Origin of the sequence: Bacteroides difficilis (assembly GCF_048319815.1) — a bacterium.
Lineage (GTDB): Bacteria > Bacteroidota > Bacteroidia > Bacteroidales > Bacteroidaceae > Bacteroides > Bacteroides zhangwenhongii.
The window spans coordinates 1,124,577-1,144,862 of the sequence record NZ_CP182814.1 but is presented as its reverse complement, the minus strand read 5'-3'; the positions used below and the strand labels follow the sequence as shown (position 1 = coordinate 1,144,862).

Below are 20,286 nucleotides of genomic sequence, written 5' to 3'. Positions count from 1 at the left end.
CGTTAATTATTGCTAATAGGTTTCCAATTGAAGTTTTCCGCACCACCTTTCAATACAGCTGTATATCTACCTGTCAGGTCCTTGAACTCTGTCTTTGTCATATCCAAATCTGTTTTGGAGATAACAAAATCCCAGGCGCAAACCAAGTTCGGATCGGTAGGATCAATAGTGCAATTCCCTTCCGCCGATGCCCTTATTTCATCCGCAGTACGCGCTTTCTTCCAAATACGCATATATTTAATTGAACCTGAAAAATACTCCATACGGGTCCCGTCCGCTCTCAAACGGCAGAAAGCAGTCATAGGTATCTGCGCCTGATGATACGAATCGGCTGTATATGCCCAATGACGAACATCTTGTCCAAGACGGATAGAACCACCTTTTTTCTCACCGTTGTAGAACATCCTGAAACGTTCATCCTGATCTTCACCCGGTACTCCATCCTCATCATATACAATAGCATAATGCATCCATGTCTGGTATCCCATCAAAGGAGAAGCATAAGAAGGTTCCCAAAGTTCAACTTTCCCATCTTTGTCATAGGCAATTGTTGCCCGGATCAAATCATCATCTCCACCGGTATGGAAACGGGAATAAATACGCCATCCACCCCAAGAATTATCGTTACATGCTGCAAGATAAGTACTGTTATCTTCGTATTGTTTAGCACAATATTCATCGATTTTTACCCACAATTCAATGGTCAATGCAGCATGTTGCTTGTTACCAAAATCTGCAAATTCCTTATGATAACCAAAATCAATGTATCCACCATTGTTGCCGTTTACTACAAGATTGTAGAAGGTTTCAGTTTCAATTTGTGTTTCACGGAACGAATTAATCTCCCCATCCGCCTTTTGAATAGCCTCTTCTACCATAACATTCGTCAATGTGATGCTTCCTGAAGATACTTGATTAATCAAAGTCGTCAATTCTTGAATAGCAGTATCCAATATAGATTTGCTACTTTCAGGATAAGTTCCTGGTTCCGTACCATAAACAGAGGTTTCCAATATATTTTGCAGTTCGGAGAGCTTGTTCTTCAATTGCTGTAAATTTCTCTGTTCTTCAGAAACATCAAGAATAACGGAATCTTTAAATTTCTTCATAGCTTCTTCCACTTTTTCTACAAAGGCATCTACAGTCTGCTGATTGGTAGTTTCCCCATTGTTCAGACGGCTGACGAAATCATCAATTTCGGCTATGGTCGTTTCAAGAATCGCTTTACTCTTTTCAGGATAAGTACCCGGTTCTGTGCCGTAAGTAGAGTTTTTTAATAGATAATCCACGACATTCCGTTCTTCAGTCAGTTGGGTGATATACCGCTCGCGATTGTTATTTTCATCATCGTCCGAACATCCTGAAAACAGTATGCAAGAAACCATACATAGACAACCCAACAAAATTACCCATCCATTCATTCCGATTTGATTCAATACTTTTATCATTTTATTTTTCATTTAAAAGGTTAAACATCAGCACTCCAACCTGGATTTTGAACCAGTTCTTTATCAATATCAATGTCACCTTGCGGAATTGGGAAAAAATACATTTTCTTCTCAAATATTCTATTTTCAAACCAGGTACGTTTATAAAAGTCATTACCGTTTCCATTCACATACATACCATAAAGTGGCATATTCTCCGTATCTTCGGCAATACCCCAACGACGAACATCAAAATAACGGCTGCTTTCGAAAGCTAGTTCTACTCTCCTCTCCGCTCTAATTGCCTCCCGCATTTCATTTTGGGTAGATGGAACAGGTAACTGTCCGACTTTAGATCCGTAAGTAGGAATTCCTGCTCTTTCACGAATCAGATTCAAATAAGTCAAAATATCAGCATGGGTAGGTTCACATTCATTAAGTGCCTCTACATAATTAAGATAGACTTGAGCTAAACGTAACATAATACAAATCTGTTTCCCCGTATTCCAAGCCCCCAAAGGCGCATTCTTCCTTACACAATAACCTGTCGGCGGGCATTCTCCACCATGTAATCCCGAATTTCCGTCGTAACTAAAGTCGGAATAGAAAGCGCCTTCTTCTGTATTTAGCCATTTCTGACCGGAGAAAGTTATATTTACATAAAAACGAGGTTCACGTCCCACCCAAGCTTTCAGTACTCCATTGGGAGCCAATATGGTTCCTGTTTCATCTACATAGCTTTCAGAAGAGAAACCACTATCCTCATAACCTGTATTAGGATTGAGAACAGGTGTTTTACCATTGTCAGTATATCCACTAATAGGTAATTTACCATTCGCCATAAAAAAAGCATCCACCATCTGTTGGGAAGCACCCAATCCGCCAGATGCTCGGTAACCACTGCCTACGGCCCCGGTATGTCTCGGAGTACGGTCATATTGCATCAATGAATAATCAGTGTTAATGCGGTAGAATATCATTTCCGTATTAGTGAAATCTTCTCCTCTCACAGCATCACGACAAGACAAATAGGCATTTAATACACCGTTTGTATAAACTTTGGTTAAATCATAATTTCCCGGAACGAACCTATCAATGAATGCTTTGGAAGCTGTAGCAGCCCTTCTCCATTTCGCTTTCACCGCTTCATCCGAGATGTCTTCAGGAAAAAGTTTCTTTCCATCTTTATTCCGTAGCTGGGCAACAAAGGAATTTTTTCCGTTATATAGGTCACTTGCAGCATATTGTAACACTTCTGCTTTAAAAGCCATCACAATGCTGTTGTCTATTCTTCCACAATTGTAAGTAAGCGATTTCTCTGGCAGACAACCGCTATCTAATACTTTATCAAATTCAGAAACAATATATTCCACACATTCCTCTACGCTGTTTCTAGGTAACTGTACTTTTTCTAAAGGAGCATCCATACTGATTGGATCATCAGACAAGATTGGTATCGGTCCATAGATACGTAGTAAGTAGAAGTAATACATAGCACGCAACGCACGGGCTTCTTCAATCCATTGCGCCAACAGATTTTGTTCCATATCCTTACATTGGGGAGCACCCTGTATAAAACGTCCTGCAGCACTAATTCCTGCATAATATTTTTCCCAATAGGATGAAACTATAGACGATTTCGGAGTAATGGTATTGTTATTGACTAAATGTGATGGCACAAAATCCCAATAGTATTCAGCCTCATCACACCCGGCAGTCCATATGCCAGGAGTAGTATGCCTTCCATCCGCCGCCAAACGTTGGGCAAATTCATCTGGCAGATAGACATATACAGTAGCTAAAGCCTTCTCTGTAGAGGCTTTTGACTCAAACAAGTCATTATAAGTCAAACGGTCTGTCGGCATTTGATCAAAAAAATCCGAACATGAGGTCTGACACACCAACATGATTGACAAACTTAATAAAGTAATATATTTCCTTTTCATATTCTTAGAAATTAAAGTTGATACCAATGGAATAAGTAGAAATATTAGGATAGGAAGTACCATTATTGGTATTCAATTCCGGGTCCCATAACTTAAACTTACTAATCGTAAACAGATTTGTACCCATCGCATAGATAGAAGCACCTTTCAATAAGACAGCGTTTGTCCATCTTTTTGGGAGATGCCAAGTGATCTGCAAGGATTTCAGACGCAAGAAGCTAACATCTCTTTGCCACCAAGTACTTGTCTTAAAATTATTTTCATTTTTATCCGAACCATAGGCAAGACGAGGATAGAAAACATCCTGTCGTGGGTTGTTCTCCGTCCAACGATCTTTGATATTAGCATAAAGGTTACCTTCACCACCCGAACCGGAGAAAGGCTGTATTCCAAGTCCATTCAAACATCTGTCTGCTTGCGCTACTCCCTGAAAAAGGGTACTAATGGCAAAGTTTTTATATTGAAGATTAAAACCAAATCCATAGACAATAGAAGGTACGTCACCACGTCCTATCTTTGTTTCGTCATAAACATCAATTTGTCCGTCTCCATTCAAATCACGGTATTTGATGTCTCCTGCATAGATTGTACCAAATTGTTTCGGAAAAGGTCGAGCTGTATTCTCTTTTTCCACAGCAGGCAATGCTTCCCATGCGTTGATTTGGTCAACTTCTTCTTGTGTATAAAGTCCGTCAGCTATCAATCCCCAACGTGACAAAGTACTGTGCCCTCTCTTATCCATCCACGGATATTGCTGGGTAGGCTGATCATTCTCTATCACTTCATTCTTGGCATAAGTAAAGTTACCACGAAGAGAGAGTGCCCAGTTCTTATTGAACTGTTTATTATATTCGAGATCAATTTCTATACCTTTATTATCTACAACTCCGAGATTACCAACAGGGGTAGAAGTGATTCCGATAAAACCAGGTACTGCTCCACGGTCAAGAAAAATACCGGTACGATGTTCTTTGTATAAATCAAGAACCAATGAAAGGTCATCATTCAGGAATTTAAGGTCAAAACCTAAATCCTGCTTGTGTGATTTTTCCCAAGTCACTTTTACAGCTTCGTTTTTCACCTTATAACCATCCACTTTACGTCGGTCAGTACCAAAAGTATAGCCGTATCCACTATCGTATTGAAGTGCTTCCATATACAAGAAACGGTTAGGTGTTGCTTGATTACCAATCATACCATTGGTGTAACGGACCTTGAAGAAAGAAATGACGGATTGCAAAGGTTTCCAAAATTTCTCATTGGAGAGTACCCACCCCACTCCGAAGGCAGGGAAAACTCCGTAACGGTTAGACGGATCAAAGTTTTCGGAGCCGTTGATACCGATATTAAATTCCGCGAAGTAGCGATCATCCCATGAATAAGTGGCACGTCCGGCAAAACCACGGGAACGGTAAGGAAGTCCGGCTATCAGATCAATGCCCTCGGTTGTTATAACTTTGTCTTCCTGATTAAACAAAAACAGCCCGCCTACGCGATGTCTTCCAAATGTACGGGAGTAATTCAGTGATGCTTCTAAGTAATATTTCCTGTTACCAGAACTTTCAACAGCAAAATCCAACGTCTTTGATCCTTCATAAGTTTGCGATAAAATGGGAAAACCGTATTTGTCGTAAGGATTATTTTTATCCACCCAATAATAGGTAGATTCTGTCTTCTTTTGTTTCACAGTACGTGAATTATAAGTATCAAAAGCAAACATACCTGTCAAACTCAATCCTTTCGTGATAAATCCCAAATCTTGGGTTAAACGGAGATTAGAGTAAATTTGACTATCGGTAACAGTTCGAAATCCTCTTTTCGTAGCACCGACATAGGGGTTATTAAATCCACTATTAGGCTGATTGTAAGGGATATAATCTTTTCCGTTAACATAGAACATGACAGGATAATCTACAGGTGAAGTAGTCATAGCTACGCGGAATATATCAGAAGTAGATTCGTAAGGCTTCCTACCTTCACCCAAATAACCTGACGCACCTATATCCAATTTAGTAGTCGGAGTAACATTAATATTCAGGTTAGTAGTGAAGTTATAACGAGTATATCCAATCTTAGAATCATAAGATTCATTGGGATCTGTCTTTATCAACCCTTTTTCATTATAGTAGCTTGCTGATGCATAGTAGTTCACATTTTGTCCACCACCTCTTACGTTAATGTTGGCACGGCGGTTGTGTCCAAAATCATCAAAGACTTCGTTCATCCAATCTACATTAGGATAAAGCACAGGATCAGTTCCCAAACGAGTATTTATAACCTCAGCTTCAGAGTAAATGGGCTCGGATCCACGATTTCTGCGAGCTTCGTTCACGGCTTCCATGTAAGAGGCTCCATCAGCCAATTTTGGAATTTTAGTAAGCCGTGTGACACTTTCATAATAGTCTACGCTGACAGAAGGTTTTCCAGCAATACCAGGTTTTGTCTTGATTAGGATTACTCCGTTAGCTCCCCGTACTCCGTAAACAGCAGTGGCTGAAGCATCTTTCAGAATGGTGAAAGATTCAATATCTTCCGGGTCTATGTTATTAAAAGAACGTTCTACCCCATCAACCAAGACTAAGGGAGAAGAACTTCCCATCGTAGAAATACCACGTATCCAAATATCGGCATTATCTTTACCTGGTTCACCTGAACGTTGTACGGCTACTACTCCGGCAAGACGTCCTGCCAATGAAGTGCTCAAGCTAGCAGTAGGCTGCTTAATATCACCTAGTTTCAGATTGGATTGCGAACCAATAGTACTGATACGACGCTGGCTACCGTAACCCACTACTACCACTTCTTCAAGTTCCGATTTTGATTCTTTCAGTGTTACGTCTATTACTGTGTTAGAACCGACAATTACTTCCTGGCTATCAAAACCAATATAAGAAAATTTTAGTGTCGAGCGACTATTCTTTACAGTTAATGAGTAGGTTCCTTCGATTCCAGTCAATGTACCGTTCTGTGTCCCCACTTCCATAATATTAACTCCTACCAAAAGCTCTCCTTTTTCATCGACTACACGACCTGTTATCTTTTTGGAAGATTGTGCAAATGTCATGATACACAGGTGAATAAGTATGAATGCAAACGCTAATCTTGTATTTTTCATATTTTCTTTAATTACAATAGTTCTACACTCTCTATTTCTGAATAAGCGGAAGATTGACCGCAATGGATACCGCTGTAGAAGTTCCCCAAGGATCATTACTGTAGCGCACATCCTTATCGCTTGCTTTATACACAAAGTTTTCGGCAGACTTTTCTTCCCACACTGTCCATATGATACCTTTTGAATTTCGGTTATTATAGGCTTGCAGAGCACTTGCTTCCATCCACGGAAGATATTGAGTATCGTCCATTATGTTAATGTACGAACGCAGATATCTCATCAATATTCCTTTAAATCCACGACGGTCATTGTCCGAACGTTCGTCCGGTGCATTCAATATTCCATTATCATCGCTGAAATGTTCTATAGTATAACGGGCTGTCATCTGTGCATTAGTTTTGTACAATGCATCTTTATAGTGTTGATACAGCATGAGGGAAGCACCTAGAAAAGTTCCCTGATTGTAGGTTGAAGCCCATTTCCAAGGAGAAAGACTAGTGAGTGTTACGCAGTCGTACACCATACCAGTAGAAGATTCATAAAGATAGATTGACTGTTTTTCATACAAGTTTTTCGCCTTTTCATAATAGTTTTCATCTCCCGTAGCCTGTGCGAGATAACAAGATGCAACCATTGCCGGACAATTAATGCAAGAATTGGTTTTATCACGTTCGGCTTCTTTTTCACACCAACGCAGTACACCTTCAGGCAACATTAAGGCTCTTGCATACATTTGATCGAAATTTTCCTTGGCTACATCAAGATATTCTTGCGTTCCAAACAACAGATAGGCCCGTACACAAGCAATTACCATCCAAGTAATATCATCATTGAAGGGATTATATAACCAGTTCTTCTGGTTCTCGTCTACAAAATTGATGTACAGTTGGTGAAACATTTCTTTGTATGAAGGATCTTGAGTAGTTTCGTAGGCATCTAACACAATTTCAAACATTTCGGCGTCCTGCCATTGGTGGCTGGCGTTGTTCAACCGTTCAGCATCACTCAAGGTATAGCCCGCATTATTTTGCGACTTTTTATAGTATTGTGCTTTCCAGGAACGAACTATTTCGTCACGCATCACCGAAGTAAATTTATTGGGTGCTTCCTGCACTCTTTCCAATTTCCATATCTGCTTATCGGCTTGGTCACCGGTTCTTTTGATATAGGACTGTATATTTGTACCATCCTCACCGCCTCCTATTTCCAAATAGAGCCTTTCACCACTAGCAAGGGAAGAAGGACTTATGTAATAGCAATCCGGTCCGACTTGCTCCGCTTTGGTTATTGTCCATTTATAAGTATAATCATTTTCTTTCCCATATTGGCGCAAGCGCGCACCCAAGGAAACAGGTGATTGTATGTGTACAGACTTACCCGTGTATACGTTCGTCAAATAAAAATACACTCCAGTAGGATCTTTGGTTAGACGCCAACGTTGGGCATTCACTTTCGTATCAGTCCAAGCCACAATTTCTGTTCCCTCATCAAAAGAAGCGTTCCGAACGAACATACTTCTAGTTTCATCGGAATAAGGAGATATTTTATAAACAGCTCCTGAAATAAGATCTGACGCCTGCGCTTCCTCTACTAGAGAAGATACTTCGCTAGCTGAGCATCCGGCCAACATAGTCATGGCACTTAAAGCCCACAATGTGATTTTCTTCATTATTCATTCTATTAAAGTTAAACATATCTGTTTTTTTAAATCAGTGAGAAGTGGAAGCCAGAGGTTCGGCAGAAGGTGGGGCTGCCTCCAATGCAGCTCCCCATAACCTGTTTGCCTTGTTACCCATTACTAATTCTAACTTTCCACCTTTCATTATATCTTTATGTTCGAACCACGGTTTATTCCATGATTTACCGTTAAGCATTGCAGACTGAATGTATTTGTTCTCGTCCGAACAGTTTTCAGCTATGATTTCAAAGGTTTTCCCATTACCTAATGCTATCCTTACATGATTAAATAATGGAGAACCTATATTATAGGTTGGCGAGCCTGGAGTAACTGGATAAAAGCCCATTGCTGAAAATACGACAAATGCACTCATTCCACCACCATCTTCATCACCTGGTACTCCCATCAAGTCGTTACGGAACCATTGCTTCATTAAAGAACGAATTCTTTTTTGAGCCATCCAAGGTTGGCCAGCATAATTATAAAGATAGGGAATATGCAGGCAAGGTTCGTTTGCCATTGAGAATTGTCCTACGTTTCCCGTATGATCCGGGAGATGAGAATAGAAAGAGAATTTAGCTTCGCCTATTGGTTCTCTAAAAGTCTGATTCAGGTTATCTATAAATTTCTCGCGTCCACCCATCAGCGCGATCAAATCTGCCGGGTTGTGCTGTACATCCCAACGATAGATCCAGCCATTATTTTCTCCATAATAGTCACGTGCTCCCATACCACCGGAAAAACGGTAGTCAAAAGGGTAAATAAAGTCTCCTTTGTTGTCGCGAGGGTGGAAAAAACCAGTTTTAACATTATATACATTGCGATAGGAATAGGCGATTTTCATAAATTGTTCGTATTCATCATTGTATCCGAATGTATGCGCTATTTGTGCCAGACACCAATTATCGTAACAATTACCAAGCATGACAGAGATAGCTTGGCGACGTTCGAAGCCATGTACACCTAAACATGTTTCTTCTTCACCCGGGTGGAGTGCAGGGAAATATCCGTATTGCTGATAGAAAGAATCGAGTTCTGTTAACGGCCCTTTCTGCCAAGGTAACAGGGTTTTCTCTGTAATAGCGCCCTTACATGCTTTGTATGCTTGTTCTAAATCAATATCTGTGATTCCCTTGCAGTAAGCATCCCATATAGTAGCTACTGCATGATTTCCATTCATACGATGGCTGTCACCCGTTATTTCGGGGAAAGTGGGCATCCATCCGTTGGGCGATTGCTGTGCCATACGGATAAAAGAACTGACCATCGCACGTTCTTTTTCTGGTTCGATCAGAATCCGTAAAGGATGCACAGCACGATATGTATCCCAAATCCAGTCATCTGTATAAAAAGGGATTCCACCATCCATATGTATTTGATTGTCAAAAGCGCTGTAATAAGATCCGTCTTCGGATATGTTAATCATTCGTTCGTAAGTTCGATACAGCGAAGTGTAGAATATTACTTTTTGATCATCTGTCCCACCTTCTATTTCTATTTTTCCCAAAGTTTCGTTCCATATCTTCCGTCCGGTTTCTGCCACCTTATCTATATCGTACGTGTGGATTTCACGGCGCAGATTTTTCTTTGCTTGTTCTATACTGATAAATGAAATTCCGTATCGAAGAGTGATCTTTTTACAAGAACCGTAATCAAAGACCATAGCTGCATTTTCTCCGTCTACCCGCTGGCAAGCAGAATTCATTATTCCATTTTGCAAACCACCTTTGGAAATCGCTTCACAGTCTGACTCCATAAAAAGATAGATTGTTGTTTTATCATCCAAATACTGACAACCACCTATTCCTTCATTATCTACGAATAAATAACCGTTCCGTGTGTTCAGTATAACCTGGCTATTGGCTGCTCCTTCATAAGTAAAAGTATAAATACCGGACTGATAAGAAGGAGCAAAATCAACCAAAATATTATTTTCATCGAGGTAAACCTGATAATGATAGGGAGATATTTTCTCTCTGTCGTAAGAATAGTCCTGCACGGAAGAAATTCCTTCATTCAGTCCGCAAACAGGACTCAAGTTGAATGCCGAAGCTCCACGATGACTTGTCACTGCAATTGGAAGTCCATGACACAAATCGGAAGTGAAATCTTTCCGTTCAGGATATACACGCAACATTCCATTAGGCAAGTGAACTGTCGGATAAGTGGGAAACAATAAATGACTGATATTTCCCATATAAGGATTTACATAATCTACCGGTTCCGTCTTCTCCTTTGCGTAAGAAATGGATCCCAAAACAAAGAAAGAGAATACTCCAATAATCAACGCTGTCTTTCGTATGCTTTTCATTCTATTATAATTTATAAAATTGATAAGCAAAAGTAATATCAGCGTCTTAATCAGGTATTAATCACGACTTAATCGACTAAATAAAAAGCTATAATAGGTTATATAAACATTTGAAAAACAACTTTTTAATTCATAATATTTATTTTTAAAAAGAAAAGAAGATACTTCCTATACATAAAGATCTTACTTTTCTTTCTAACTATAATTTATTTCTGTTAATTGCCTATTATGTCAGTATAATTAAAATCTGGTCTTACCCCAAGCACTCGAATATATTCTGCACAGAAATTCTCATAACATTGTTTTGCCAGACCTTTTTTGCCTAAATGATAAAGAGCATAACACTTATTTTGTATAGCAGTTTCGTCTGTCGAATCACAACTTAACATTGTTTCTGATAACTTCAGTAAAAGCATCAAGTCTTTGTTCTTTTTTACAAACTCATAAGCATCCAATAGCACATCTGATAATAAAATCAGATACTCAGACTTAAATTTATCTGCCCATTCTTCTGTAATATCAGGTAATAACTCTCCTCTACTCCCTAATTCGGCAATTTTATTTAATAGTCCTACATTTATTTCACTGCCTTCCTTTACCATTCTCAGTAAGTCGCAAATCTCAATATAATCACAATTCACTGATGAATCTATTGTCATATACCAATAACTGTTCTTATAGGCAATATTGATTCCGCCAATTTCCTTTAATAACAATCGGAGTTTACTTATATTCACATTTCTGTTATTAGTAGCATTACTCTTGTCCATATCCGACCAAAATATTTCATTTAGTTGTTCCGAGGTTATGCCATTAGCATTTTTATAGGAATATAACAACATATATACAAACAAACTACGTAATATAAGAGTAAATCGAGAAGTTATATCATGCCCTTCCGAATCATTTACCTGAAAACCTCCCAATAAACGAATAAAAGAGGGCTGAATTAATTCTTTTTCCTTCACTTCTACAGTATAAAATGAGTTTTCATCTCTTCTTACAACATTTTTCTGCTTTCTCTTCCATAATATAACTAACACTGCCAATGTTCCCCCAATTCCAATAATCAAAATCAACCATATCCAACCTGTTGAATGCTTTTCAGGAACAGATTGAAGTACGTCTGATAAGTGCAAAACAGGATACCCTAATGTATATACCTCGACACAAGTTTTTCCGATGCCATCCTGATATGCTAAAACAGTAACTAATTCAGTGGTACCTTGATTATAAAATAAAGTACAATAAGAACTGGTATCATGAAACTGATATGGTATAGAATCTGCCATATATGTTCGATCTGGTTTTTCAATTCCAAAACAGTTCAATCTGATTTGAGAAAATGCTCGATCATTAGCAAAAGAAAGTGCATAAATATGCTCTTTATCAAGATCTACTACCATTGCATTTCCAAATGCTTCCACCTTTGCATTAGAAAAAGTCCACAATTTTTGACTGCTCATCTTCTCAACATCTATGCAATGAAGATCATAATAATTCTCTGGGTTCCCTTCTTGTTTACCAGATTTGCTACCATACCCTCCTAACAATAAAATCTTATTATTTCCCAAATATCCCATTGCCGCTAAATAACGAGGTTCAATCAAATGAGCAAGATCCTTTTGCTGCCAAGATATTGAATCAATGGAATGCATGAACAAGACCGAACTATAACGATAAAATCCATAGCCACCAAAAAGTATAACTTTTTCCAAATCAGGAATATAGCAACTACTATGATGCAGATACGAAAGAAGTATATCAGGAATAGCTCTTTCCCATTCATTTTTTTCAAAACTATAACGATTCAGTCGTTCTTGCTCTGCACTATAGGAAATCAGTTCATCATGAACCGAATCATATACTAAACTGGAAGCAGCTGTAAAGTAAGGATGCCCAGTATTTACAATAACAGTATCCAATCGTTCCCGTTCTATGGAATATTGATAAATAGTATCCTTTAAGGCTATAAACAAGCCTCCGTCTGTCGGACGTTGATATGGAGCAAATTGAAGAGAAGTCCCCGGTATAATAAACGAAGCTTTTTTTCTCCACCGAATATGATGATCTATTTCCCAAATCCCATTTCGTACTGTAGCCCGGGAAGATTTAACCTCATCATAAACTTCATTATCTCCATGTTGTAATAGAGTCCATTTTCTCAAGAGTTCTCCTTTCAGATCTAAAATCCTTACATTACGCAAATTCATCGGAGCCACATCTGTACTTGGAAAAGATTGCCCGGTATGTAACCCAAAAGCTATACGAACATTATTCAATTGCGGCAACTTCACGGGAATACTCCATTCTTTTTCATTTAGAATACAGACAATTAATTGCTTTTTATAGTTTAACTTAAGTTCTACTTGAAACCAATCCGAACTATTGAATTTAGGAATCGAATCTAAGTGTGATATATCTACCAGACTTTGATTTCCTTTCATCAAAAATAATTGGCTGTGGCTCCATCCTTTATTGGACAACAAGTCAATATTTAATGTATCATTTAAAATAACACGAACAATATACCCATAATTATGCTCTTCATTACGCAAATGAACATCAAAACCCAATGAAAAACCATCATGAAAAGAAAGTGGAGTATTCGGAGTTAAATTTAGCTCCGTCCGCTTTTCCGGAATCACTCTGTGAGCCTGGAAAAAGAGCCCTGTATTTGCCCTAACATACAGGACATTACATAAAAAAAATAACAGTAATATACAAACAATTGTACTTTTATTATTCATAGATTTTCATTATAAAAGAAACAAAAATATAGAATTATTTTTATATTAAATGTTAAATCATTCTTTTTCAAGGTAGCATTGCCAAATTTCATGTTTCTAGCTTATATGTACCATAAATTAAACCTCTTAAAATTATTAAAACAAGCCTTCCAGGAATACCCATATAAATATTAGGTAGTTTGGTACAAATCACGTAAATTTGTGCCTCAAATTGAAATAACAATATAAATCACTATAAATAAAAACTTTATCACTATGGAGTACAATTTCAGAGAAATTGAAAAGAAGTGGCAGAAAAGGTGGGTGGAAGAGAAAACCTACCAAGTTAAGGAAGACGATTCAAAGCAAAAATTTTATGTACTAAACATGTTCCCTTACCCGTCAGGAGCCGGACTACATGTAGGACATCCGTTGGGATACATTGCTTCGGATATTTATGCCCGTTACAAACGACTGCAAGGCTTCAATGTACTCAACCCGATGGGATATGACGCATACGGTCTGCCCGCAGAACAATATGCCATCCAGACCGGACAACACCCCGCTATCACTACTGTCAACAACATCAATCGCTACCGCGAACAGTTGGACAAAATCGGTTTCTCTTTTGACTGGAGCCGTGAAATCCGTACCTGCGATCCGGAATATTATCATTGGACACAATGGGCTTTCCAAAAAATGTTTAATAGCTACTATTGCAACGATGAACAAAAAGCACGTCCAATCGAAGAACTGGAGAAAGCTTTTGCAAGTCAAGGAACTGCAGGATTGAACGCTGCTTGCAGCGAAGAACTTAGCTTTACCGCTGAAGAATGGAATGCCAAGAGTGAAAAGGAACAGCAGGAAATCCTAATGAACTATCGCATTGCTTATCTGGGTGAAACGATGGTAAACTGGTGTGCCGAGCTAGGAACCGTATTGGCAAACGATGAAGTAGTGGACGGGGTCAGCGAACGTGGCGGCTATCCTGTCGTTCAGAAAAAGATGCGCCAATGGTGTCTGCGTGTATCCGCATACGCACAACGCCTGCTGGACGGATTGGACACTATCGACTGGACTGATTCACTGAAAGAAACTCAAAAGAACTGGATAGGCCGTTCGGAAGGTGCCGAAATACAATTCAAAGTAAAAGACAGCGATCTTGAATTTACTATCTTTACTACCCGTGCAGATACGATGTTCGGCGTTACCTTTATGGTATTGGCTCCGGAAAGCGAACTGGTAGCACAAGTCACTACTCCCGAACAGAAAGCGGAAGTAGATGCTTACCTCGACCGCACCAAGAAACGTACGGAGCGCGAACGTATCGCCGACCGTAGCGTTACCGGTGTATTCAGTGGAGCGTATGCCATCAATCCGTTTACCGGTGAAGCAGTACCTATTTGGATCAGTGATTACGTATTGGCAGGATATGGAACAGGAGCCATCATGGCTGTACCCGCTCACGATAGCCGCGACTATGCTTTTGCCAAACATTTCGGATTGGAAATCCGTCCGTTGGTAGAAGGTTGTGACGTTAGCGAAGAAAGTTTCGATGCAAAAGAAGGTATCGTCTGCAACTCTCCGCGCCCGGACGTAACTCCTTACTGTGACCTTTCTTTGAACGGATTGACTATCAAAGAAGCCATTGCAACAACCAAGAAATATGTGAAAAACCATAACTTGGGACGTGTGAAAGTAAACTATCGTTTGCGTGACGCTATCTTCTCACGCCAGCGTTATTGGGGAGAACCGTTCCCTGTCTATTATAAAGACGGAATGCCCTATATGATTGACGAAAGCTGTCTGCCATTGGAGCTTCCGGAAGTAGCTAAGTTCCTGCCTACCGAAACAGGCGAACCTCCATTGGGTCACGCTACCAAATGGGCGTGGGATACTGTAAACAAATGTATCACAGAAAACGAGAAGATCAACAATGTTACCATTTTCCCGTTAGAATTGAATACAATGCCCGGATTTGCCGGTTCTTCCGCTTACTATCTCCGTTATATGGATCCACGTAACCACAAAGCATTGGTTGACCCGAAAATAGACCAGTACTGGAAGAACGTAGATCTCTACGTAGGTGGTACCGAACATGCTACCGGACACTTGATTTACTCTCGTTTCTGGAATAAATTCCTGCATGATATAAACATTTCCGCTGTAGAAGAACCGTTCCTGAAATTGGTAAATCAAGGCATGATTCAAGGACGCAGCAATTTTGTATATCGTATCAAAGATACCAATACATTCGTTTCTCTGAATCTGAAAGATCAATATGACGTCACTCCGATCCATGTCGATGTGAATATCGTATCCAACGACATTCTCGATCTGGATGCATTCAAGGCATGGCGTCCTGAATATGCAACGGCAGAGTTTATTCTGGAAGACGGAAAATACGTTTGCGGATGGGCAGTTGAAAAGATGAGCAAATCCATGTTCAACGTAGTAAATCCGGATATGATTGTAGACAAATACGGTGCGGATACACTTCGTATGTATGAAATGTTCTTAGGTCCGGTGGAACAATCCAAACCTTGGGATACCAACGGAATAGACGGGGTACATCGCTTTATCCGTAAATTCTGGTCATTGTTCTACAGTCGTACAGACGAATATCTGGTAAAGGATGAACCTGCAACGAAAGAGGAACTGAAGAGTTTGCACAAACTGATTAAGAAAGTAACGGGAGACATCGAACAGTTCTCTTACAATACTTCTATCAGTGCATTCATGATTTGTGTAAATGAGCTTTTCAATCTGAAATGCAGCAAGAAAGAGATATTGGAACAGCTTGTTGTCGTTCTTGCTCCTTTTGCTCCTCACGTTTGCGAGGAGTTGTGGGATGTACTCGGACACAAAACTTCCGTATGTGATGCCGAATGGCCTGCATACAACGAAGAATATCTGAAAGAAGACACAATCAACTATACCATCTCTTTCAACGGAAAGGCACGTTTCAATATGGAATTTGCAGCAGATGAAACATCGGACGCTATTCAAGCGGCTGTATTGGCTGACGAACGTTCGCAAAAATGGATCGAAGGCAAGACGCCGAAAAAGATTATCGTTGTCCCGAAGAAGATTGTAAACGTCGTACTTTAATTTGTCTCACCACAGATTACACGGATTTACACAGATAAATCACGAATTAATAAATCTGTGATAATCTGTGGTGAAACTATCATATAAATCTACTTTTATGTATAAACTGGAAAAGGCGGAATTAATGAGAGAAGTGAAAGATTATATCTACATTACTCTCGGATTGATAAGTTATTCTTTGGGATGGGCGGCATTCTTACTACCCTACCAGATAACGACCGGTGGAACTACCGGTATCGGAGCTATTATTTATTATGCAACCGGATTTCCGATCCAATGGTCATATTTTATTATCAATGCAGTTCTGATGACATTTGCCATCCGTATGCTAGGTCCCCGATTCAGTATAAAGACTACGTACGCCATCTTTATGCTGACATTCCTGCTTTGGCTTTTTCAGTTAATAGTCAACAATTATATAGTGGCACCGGATATGACACCGGACGGCAAACCGTTATTGCTTGGACCCGGACAAGATTTCATGGCTTGTATTATCGGAGCAGCCATGTGCGGTGTAGGTTTGGGCATCACTTTCAATTATAACGGAAGTACCGGTGGAACGGATATCATTGCAGCCATCGTCAACAAATACAAAGATGTATCACTCGGAAGAATGATCATGATCTGTGACGTAGTTATCATCAGTTCCTGCTACTTTATATTCCATGACTGGCGCCGTGTTATCTTTGGTTTTGTCACACTGTTCATTATTGGTGTCGTATTAGACTGGATTATCAACAGTGCCCGTCAATCGGTTCAATTTCTTATCTTCTCAAAAAAATACGATGAAATAGCCGACCATATCATAAAAGATACCAATCGTGGGGTAACGGTACTCGACGGCACCGGATGGTATAGCAAAGGCGATGTAAAAGTATTGGTAGTACTCGCCAAGAAACGCCAGTCATTAGACATCTTCCGCATGGTGAAACGTATCGACCCGAATGCATTTATCTCACAAAGTTCCGTTATCGGAGTATATGGAGAAGGATTCGACAAGTTGAAATAGTCAGTTGATTATCATTGAATAACTCTATTGAAATAAAAAAGAATGATGAAACGCAAACTTGTATTTGCCACTAACAATGCCCATAAACTGGAAGAGGTAGCAGCCATTTTGGGAGACCAAATAGAATTGTTAAGCCTGAATGATATCGATTGCCACACAGATATTCCCGAAACAGCCGATACATTGGAAGGAAATGCGTTGCTGAAATCTTCCTTTATCTACAACAACTACGGTTTGAACTGCTTTGCGGACGACACCGGTCTGGAAGTGGAAGCATTGGGTGGAGCTCCCGGAGTCTATTCCGCACGTTATGCAGGCGGAGAAGGACATGACGCGCAAGCCAATATGCTTAAACTGCTCCACGAGTTAGAAGGAAAGGAAAATCGCAAAGCACAGTTCCGTACTGCTATCTCGTTGATATTGGACGGCAAGAATTATCTTTTCGAAGGGGTAATAAAAGGCGAGATAATCAAAGAGAAACGGGGCGAATCAGGCTTTGGCTATGATCCTGTCTTTCAACCGGAAGGTTATGACAAGACTTTTGCCGAACTAGGAAATGATATAAAAAACAAAATAAGTCACCGTGCATTAGCCATACAAAAGCTCTGTGAGTTCTTACAACGCTAATAATCCATATTCCAACAATATATAAAGCACAGTAATTCACTCTGCTTGCTCATTAATTATATACTTCATACATCACGAAAAAGAAGTTTATAAATGCGGAGTTGGTAGTACAGCCAGTAAAGATAAAATAACCTGCAAAGACTATTTTATCTTTACTTTTAATATTCTCCTATATTTTATTCTGCTTTGATTTCAATAACACGACTATTCAACTGTCGTGTAGTGAAAACGTTCAAACCGACATTCATCAGATATTCACCGGAGAAAAGCTGACCATTATCTTTCAAAGAAGAACTACTACCAGACATCATGTTAATTTCCTTCACACGATACATCTGATCCGAATTCAGTCCTTGTAAACGGACAGGTAATGTTTTTTCTCCATAACGAGGATGAATATCAAAAGCAAAAACCACGGCTGTTTTCTTATCTTTCCCCACATACATGGAAGAAGTATGGTTGCTGCCATAAGGAGAAACAAGACGATACAAATCACCATCAAGAATAACAGGCTTCAAGCGATTATAGTTCTTGACTGCCTGAACACAATACAAGTGATCGCTCTGACTCATATCATCCAACTTAATATCAAATCCCAATTTACACATCATAGCAACATCCGTACGGAACTTAATGCTGGTTCCACGATTCCAGGTGGTGACATGAGCACACAGTGTTTTACTGGGAAATACCTGCGAAAATCCCCATTGAATAAAAAGACGTTCGATAGGATCAGTATTGTCGCTTGGCCAGAACTCTGTAAAATATTTCAAGGCTTCATAATCAGAACGTCCGCCACCACCGGAACACAACATCATAGGAAGATCAGGGTACTTCGCCTTGATTCTGTCCAACACTTTATAGAGTCCATGCACATAATCAATATACAAATGAGACTGGTTTTCTTTCAGATACATTGAATAAATGTTTGTAATAGGACTATTGCAATCCCATTTGAAGAAAGCAATACCCGGATACTTGGTCATCAACTTATCTACCACGCCGAATACATGATCCTGCACTTTCGGATTACTAAGATCAAGCACCATTTGGTTACGGAAATAATATTCATCTCGGTTAGGCAGATGAATCACCCAATCTTTATGGTTTTCATAAAGCTCGCTCTTGGGATTCACCATCTCCGGCTCTATCCACAAACCGAATCTAATGCCTTTCTTTTGTGATTCTTCGACAAGACGTCCGATTCCGTTCGGAAGTTTGTCTGCCGTTTCTTCCCAGTCACCCAATCCCTGACGGTCACTGCTACGAGGATACTTATTAGCAAACCAGCCGTCATCCAACAGAAACATATCCACTCCCAATTTGGTAGCCTCATCTATCAGACCGATCAGTTTATTTTCATCGAAATTAAAATAAGTCGCTTCCCAATTATTTAATAAAGTCATGCGTGTTTCACCACCCTTCTTTACCTGATGATTGCGTGCCCAATCATGAAAACTACGGCTGGCCTCACCCTTACCCTGACAACTATAAGTGAAATAGAAATCCGGAGTACGGAAAACTTCGTTGGCGGGAAGTTTATATTCAGAAGCATACGGGTTAATACCACTGATGATGCGCAACTCGTTCTTATTGTCCACCTCGAAAATAAAACGGAAATTGCCTGTCCATCCCAAAGTACCTACAAGCACTTCACCTGCATTCTCCTGTGAAGGATTACCTAAAGACAGTTGGAAGAAAGGAGAAACAAACAAATTGGCACGTGTGCCCAATTTTGTATCTACCACTTTCTTACCAAAATCCAGTTCCCTTTCAGTTATATTGGCTTCATGTGCCCAGTCACCGGAAAATTCAGTCAGAAAATATCTGCTACTATTCAGGTGCAACATGGAAGAAACGTATTTGCTGAGGATAACAGGTTTCTTCTCCTGATGGCTGATTTCACTGAAAGTACGGATGACATTCTCTTTGCCGTAAGCTATATAATGAAGCTTCACCGTAACGGGGTATTTATCATCCTTGAGTGTAATCACCGTCTCGTTGACTCCGTCACCTTTCGGTTCGTTCGAATGCTCCACATACTTAAGAAGCAATGAAGAGTTGTTATCATTATGCCGCATGTGGATAGCCGGTTCAAAGTAATCTTCCATACCATGAGTCAGATAAGCTTCGGTTCCCTGCGGAAGAAATTGTATATCAGAGTCATGGTTCAGTCTTTTACCAAGATACTTCTGATACAAACGCCCTTTATCCCCCACCTGATAGATCAGGCTGGTCCGTTCTGTTTCTATCTTAATTAGAGGCCTATCGGAAGCCTGTAAAATAGAAACAGAACCCAATAACAAAAAAAATAAGAATGATTTTAGTTTCAT

At 39.7% G+C, this 20,286-nt stretch carries 10 protein-coding genes; 3 read left to right on the top strand and 7 right to left on the bottom strand.

The annotated features are described in order from the left end of the window. Window positions 1-2 precede the first annotated feature (2 nt). The 6 genes from ACNOGP_RS04305 to ACNOGP_RS04280 all read right to left on the bottom strand — a co-directional run bounded on the left by ACNOGP_RS04305 (window position 3) and on the right by ACNOGP_RS04280 (window position 13,227). Window positions 3-1,448, bottom strand: a complete 1,446-nt coding sequence (locus ACNOGP_RS04305) for a DUF4972 domain-containing protein (protein ID WP_418214158.1) — start codon at window positions 1,446-1,448, stop codon at window positions 3-5. Between the two features lie 20 nt (window positions 1,449-1,468). Further along, on the bottom strand, window positions 1,469-3,373 hold the full coding sequence (locus tag ACNOGP_RS04300; protein ID WP_186966202.1) for a RagB/SusD family nutrient uptake outer membrane protein: 1,905 nt from the start codon (window positions 3,371-3,373) through the stop codon (window positions 1,469-1,471). Window positions 3,374-3,377: 4 nt separating this feature from the next. Further along, entirely contained in the window at window positions 3,378-6,488 is a 3,111-nt protein-coding gene (locus ACNOGP_RS04295; protein ID WP_195532219.1) for a SusC/RagA family TonB-linked outer membrane protein, read from the bottom strand. Between the two features lie 31 nt (window positions 6,489-6,519). Further along, on the bottom strand, window positions 6,520-8,157 hold the full coding sequence (locus ACNOGP_RS04290) for a glycoside hydrolase family 76 protein (protein ID WP_272721455.1): 1,638 nt from the start codon (window positions 8,155-8,157) through the stop codon (window positions 6,520-6,522). 40 nt (window positions 8,158-8,197) lie between these two features. Then, window positions 8,198-10,477 carry a GH92 family glycosyl hydrolase gene (locus tag ACNOGP_RS04285; RefSeq protein WP_418214157.1) on the bottom strand — a complete coding sequence of 760 codons (2,280 nt, stop codon included), beginning with the start codon at window positions 10,475-10,477 and terminating at the stop codon, window positions 8,198-8,200. 215 nt (window positions 10,478-10,692) lie between these two features. Beyond that, the gene (locus ACNOGP_RS04280; RefSeq protein WP_418214156.1) at window positions 10,693-13,227 is read right to left on the bottom strand and encodes a hypothetical protein; all 2,535 of its coding nucleotides are present in this window, start codon (window positions 13,225-13,227) and stop codon (window positions 10,693-10,695) included. Between the two features lie 255 nt (window positions 13,228-13,482). On the opposite strand from ACNOGP_RS04280, the gene leuS reads away from it, so the two are divergent. The 3 genes from leuS (at window position 13,483) to ACNOGP_RS04265 (ending at window position 17,953) form a co-directional block, all read left to right on the top strand. Continuing rightward, entirely contained in the window at window positions 13,483-16,317 is a 2,835-nt protein-coding gene (gene leuS / locus ACNOGP_RS04275) for a leucine--tRNA ligase (RefSeq protein WP_418214155.1), read from the top strand. Between the two features lie 97 nt (window positions 16,318-16,414). Next, on the top strand, window positions 16,415-17,326 hold the full coding sequence (locus ACNOGP_RS04270) for a YitT family protein (protein ID WP_195476909.1): 912 nt from the start codon (window positions 16,415-16,417) through the stop codon (window positions 17,324-17,326). A 45-nt stretch (window positions 17,327-17,371) separates the two neighbouring features. Beyond that, the gene (locus ACNOGP_RS04265; RefSeq protein WP_287664579.1) at window positions 17,372-17,953 is read left to right on the top strand and encodes a non-canonical purine NTP diphosphatase; all 582 of its coding nucleotides are present in this window, start codon (window positions 17,372-17,374) and stop codon (window positions 17,951-17,953) included. A gap of 176 nt (window positions 17,954-18,129) precedes the next feature. On the opposite strand, the gene ACNOGP_RS04260 is transcribed toward ACNOGP_RS04265, so the two are convergent. Further along, complete coding sequence (locus ACNOGP_RS04260; protein WP_418214154.1) at window positions 18,130-20,286, bottom strand: alpha-galactosidase; 2,157 nt, start codon at window positions 20,284-20,286, stop codon at window positions 18,130-18,132.

Bases quoted from the DNA above. Each gene is read 5' to 3' on its own strand.
- ACNOGP_RS04305 (WP_418214158.1), bottom strand. From the start codon at position 1,448: ATGATAAAAGTATTGAATCAAATCGGAATGAATGGATGGGTAATTTTG.
- ACNOGP_RS04300 (WP_186966202.1), bottom strand. From the start codon at position 3,373: ATGAAAAGGAAATATATTACTTTATTAAGTTTGTCAATCATGTTGGTG.
- ACNOGP_RS04295 (WP_195532219.1), bottom strand. From the start codon at position 6,488: ATGAAAAATACAAGATTAGCGTTTGCATTCATACTTATTCACCTGTGT.
- ACNOGP_RS04290 (WP_272721455.1), bottom strand. From the start codon at position 8,157: ATGAAGAAAATCACATTGTGGGCTTTAAGTGCCATGACTATGTTGGCC.
- ACNOGP_RS04285 (WP_418214157.1), bottom strand. From the start codon at position 10,477: ATGAAAAGCATACGAAAGACAGCGTTGATTATTGGAGTATTCTCTTTC.
- ACNOGP_RS04280 (WP_418214156.1), bottom strand. From the start codon at position 13,227: ATGAATAATAAAAGTACAATTGTTTGTATATTACTGTTATTTTTTTTA.
- leuS (WP_418214155.1), top strand. From the start codon at position 13,483: ATGGAGTACAATTTCAGAGAAATTGAAAAGAAGTGGCAGAAAAGGTGG.
- ACNOGP_RS04270 (WP_195476909.1), top strand. From the start codon at position 16,415: ATGTATAAACTGGAAAAGGCGGAATTAATGAGAGAAGTGAAAGATTAT.
- ACNOGP_RS04265 (WP_287664579.1), top strand. From the start codon at position 17,372: ATGAAACGCAAACTTGTATTTGCCACTAACAATGCCCATAAACTGGAA.
- ACNOGP_RS04260 (WP_418214154.1), bottom strand. From the start codon at position 20,286: ATGAAACTAAAATCATTCTTATTTTTTTTGTTATTGGGTTCTGTTTCT.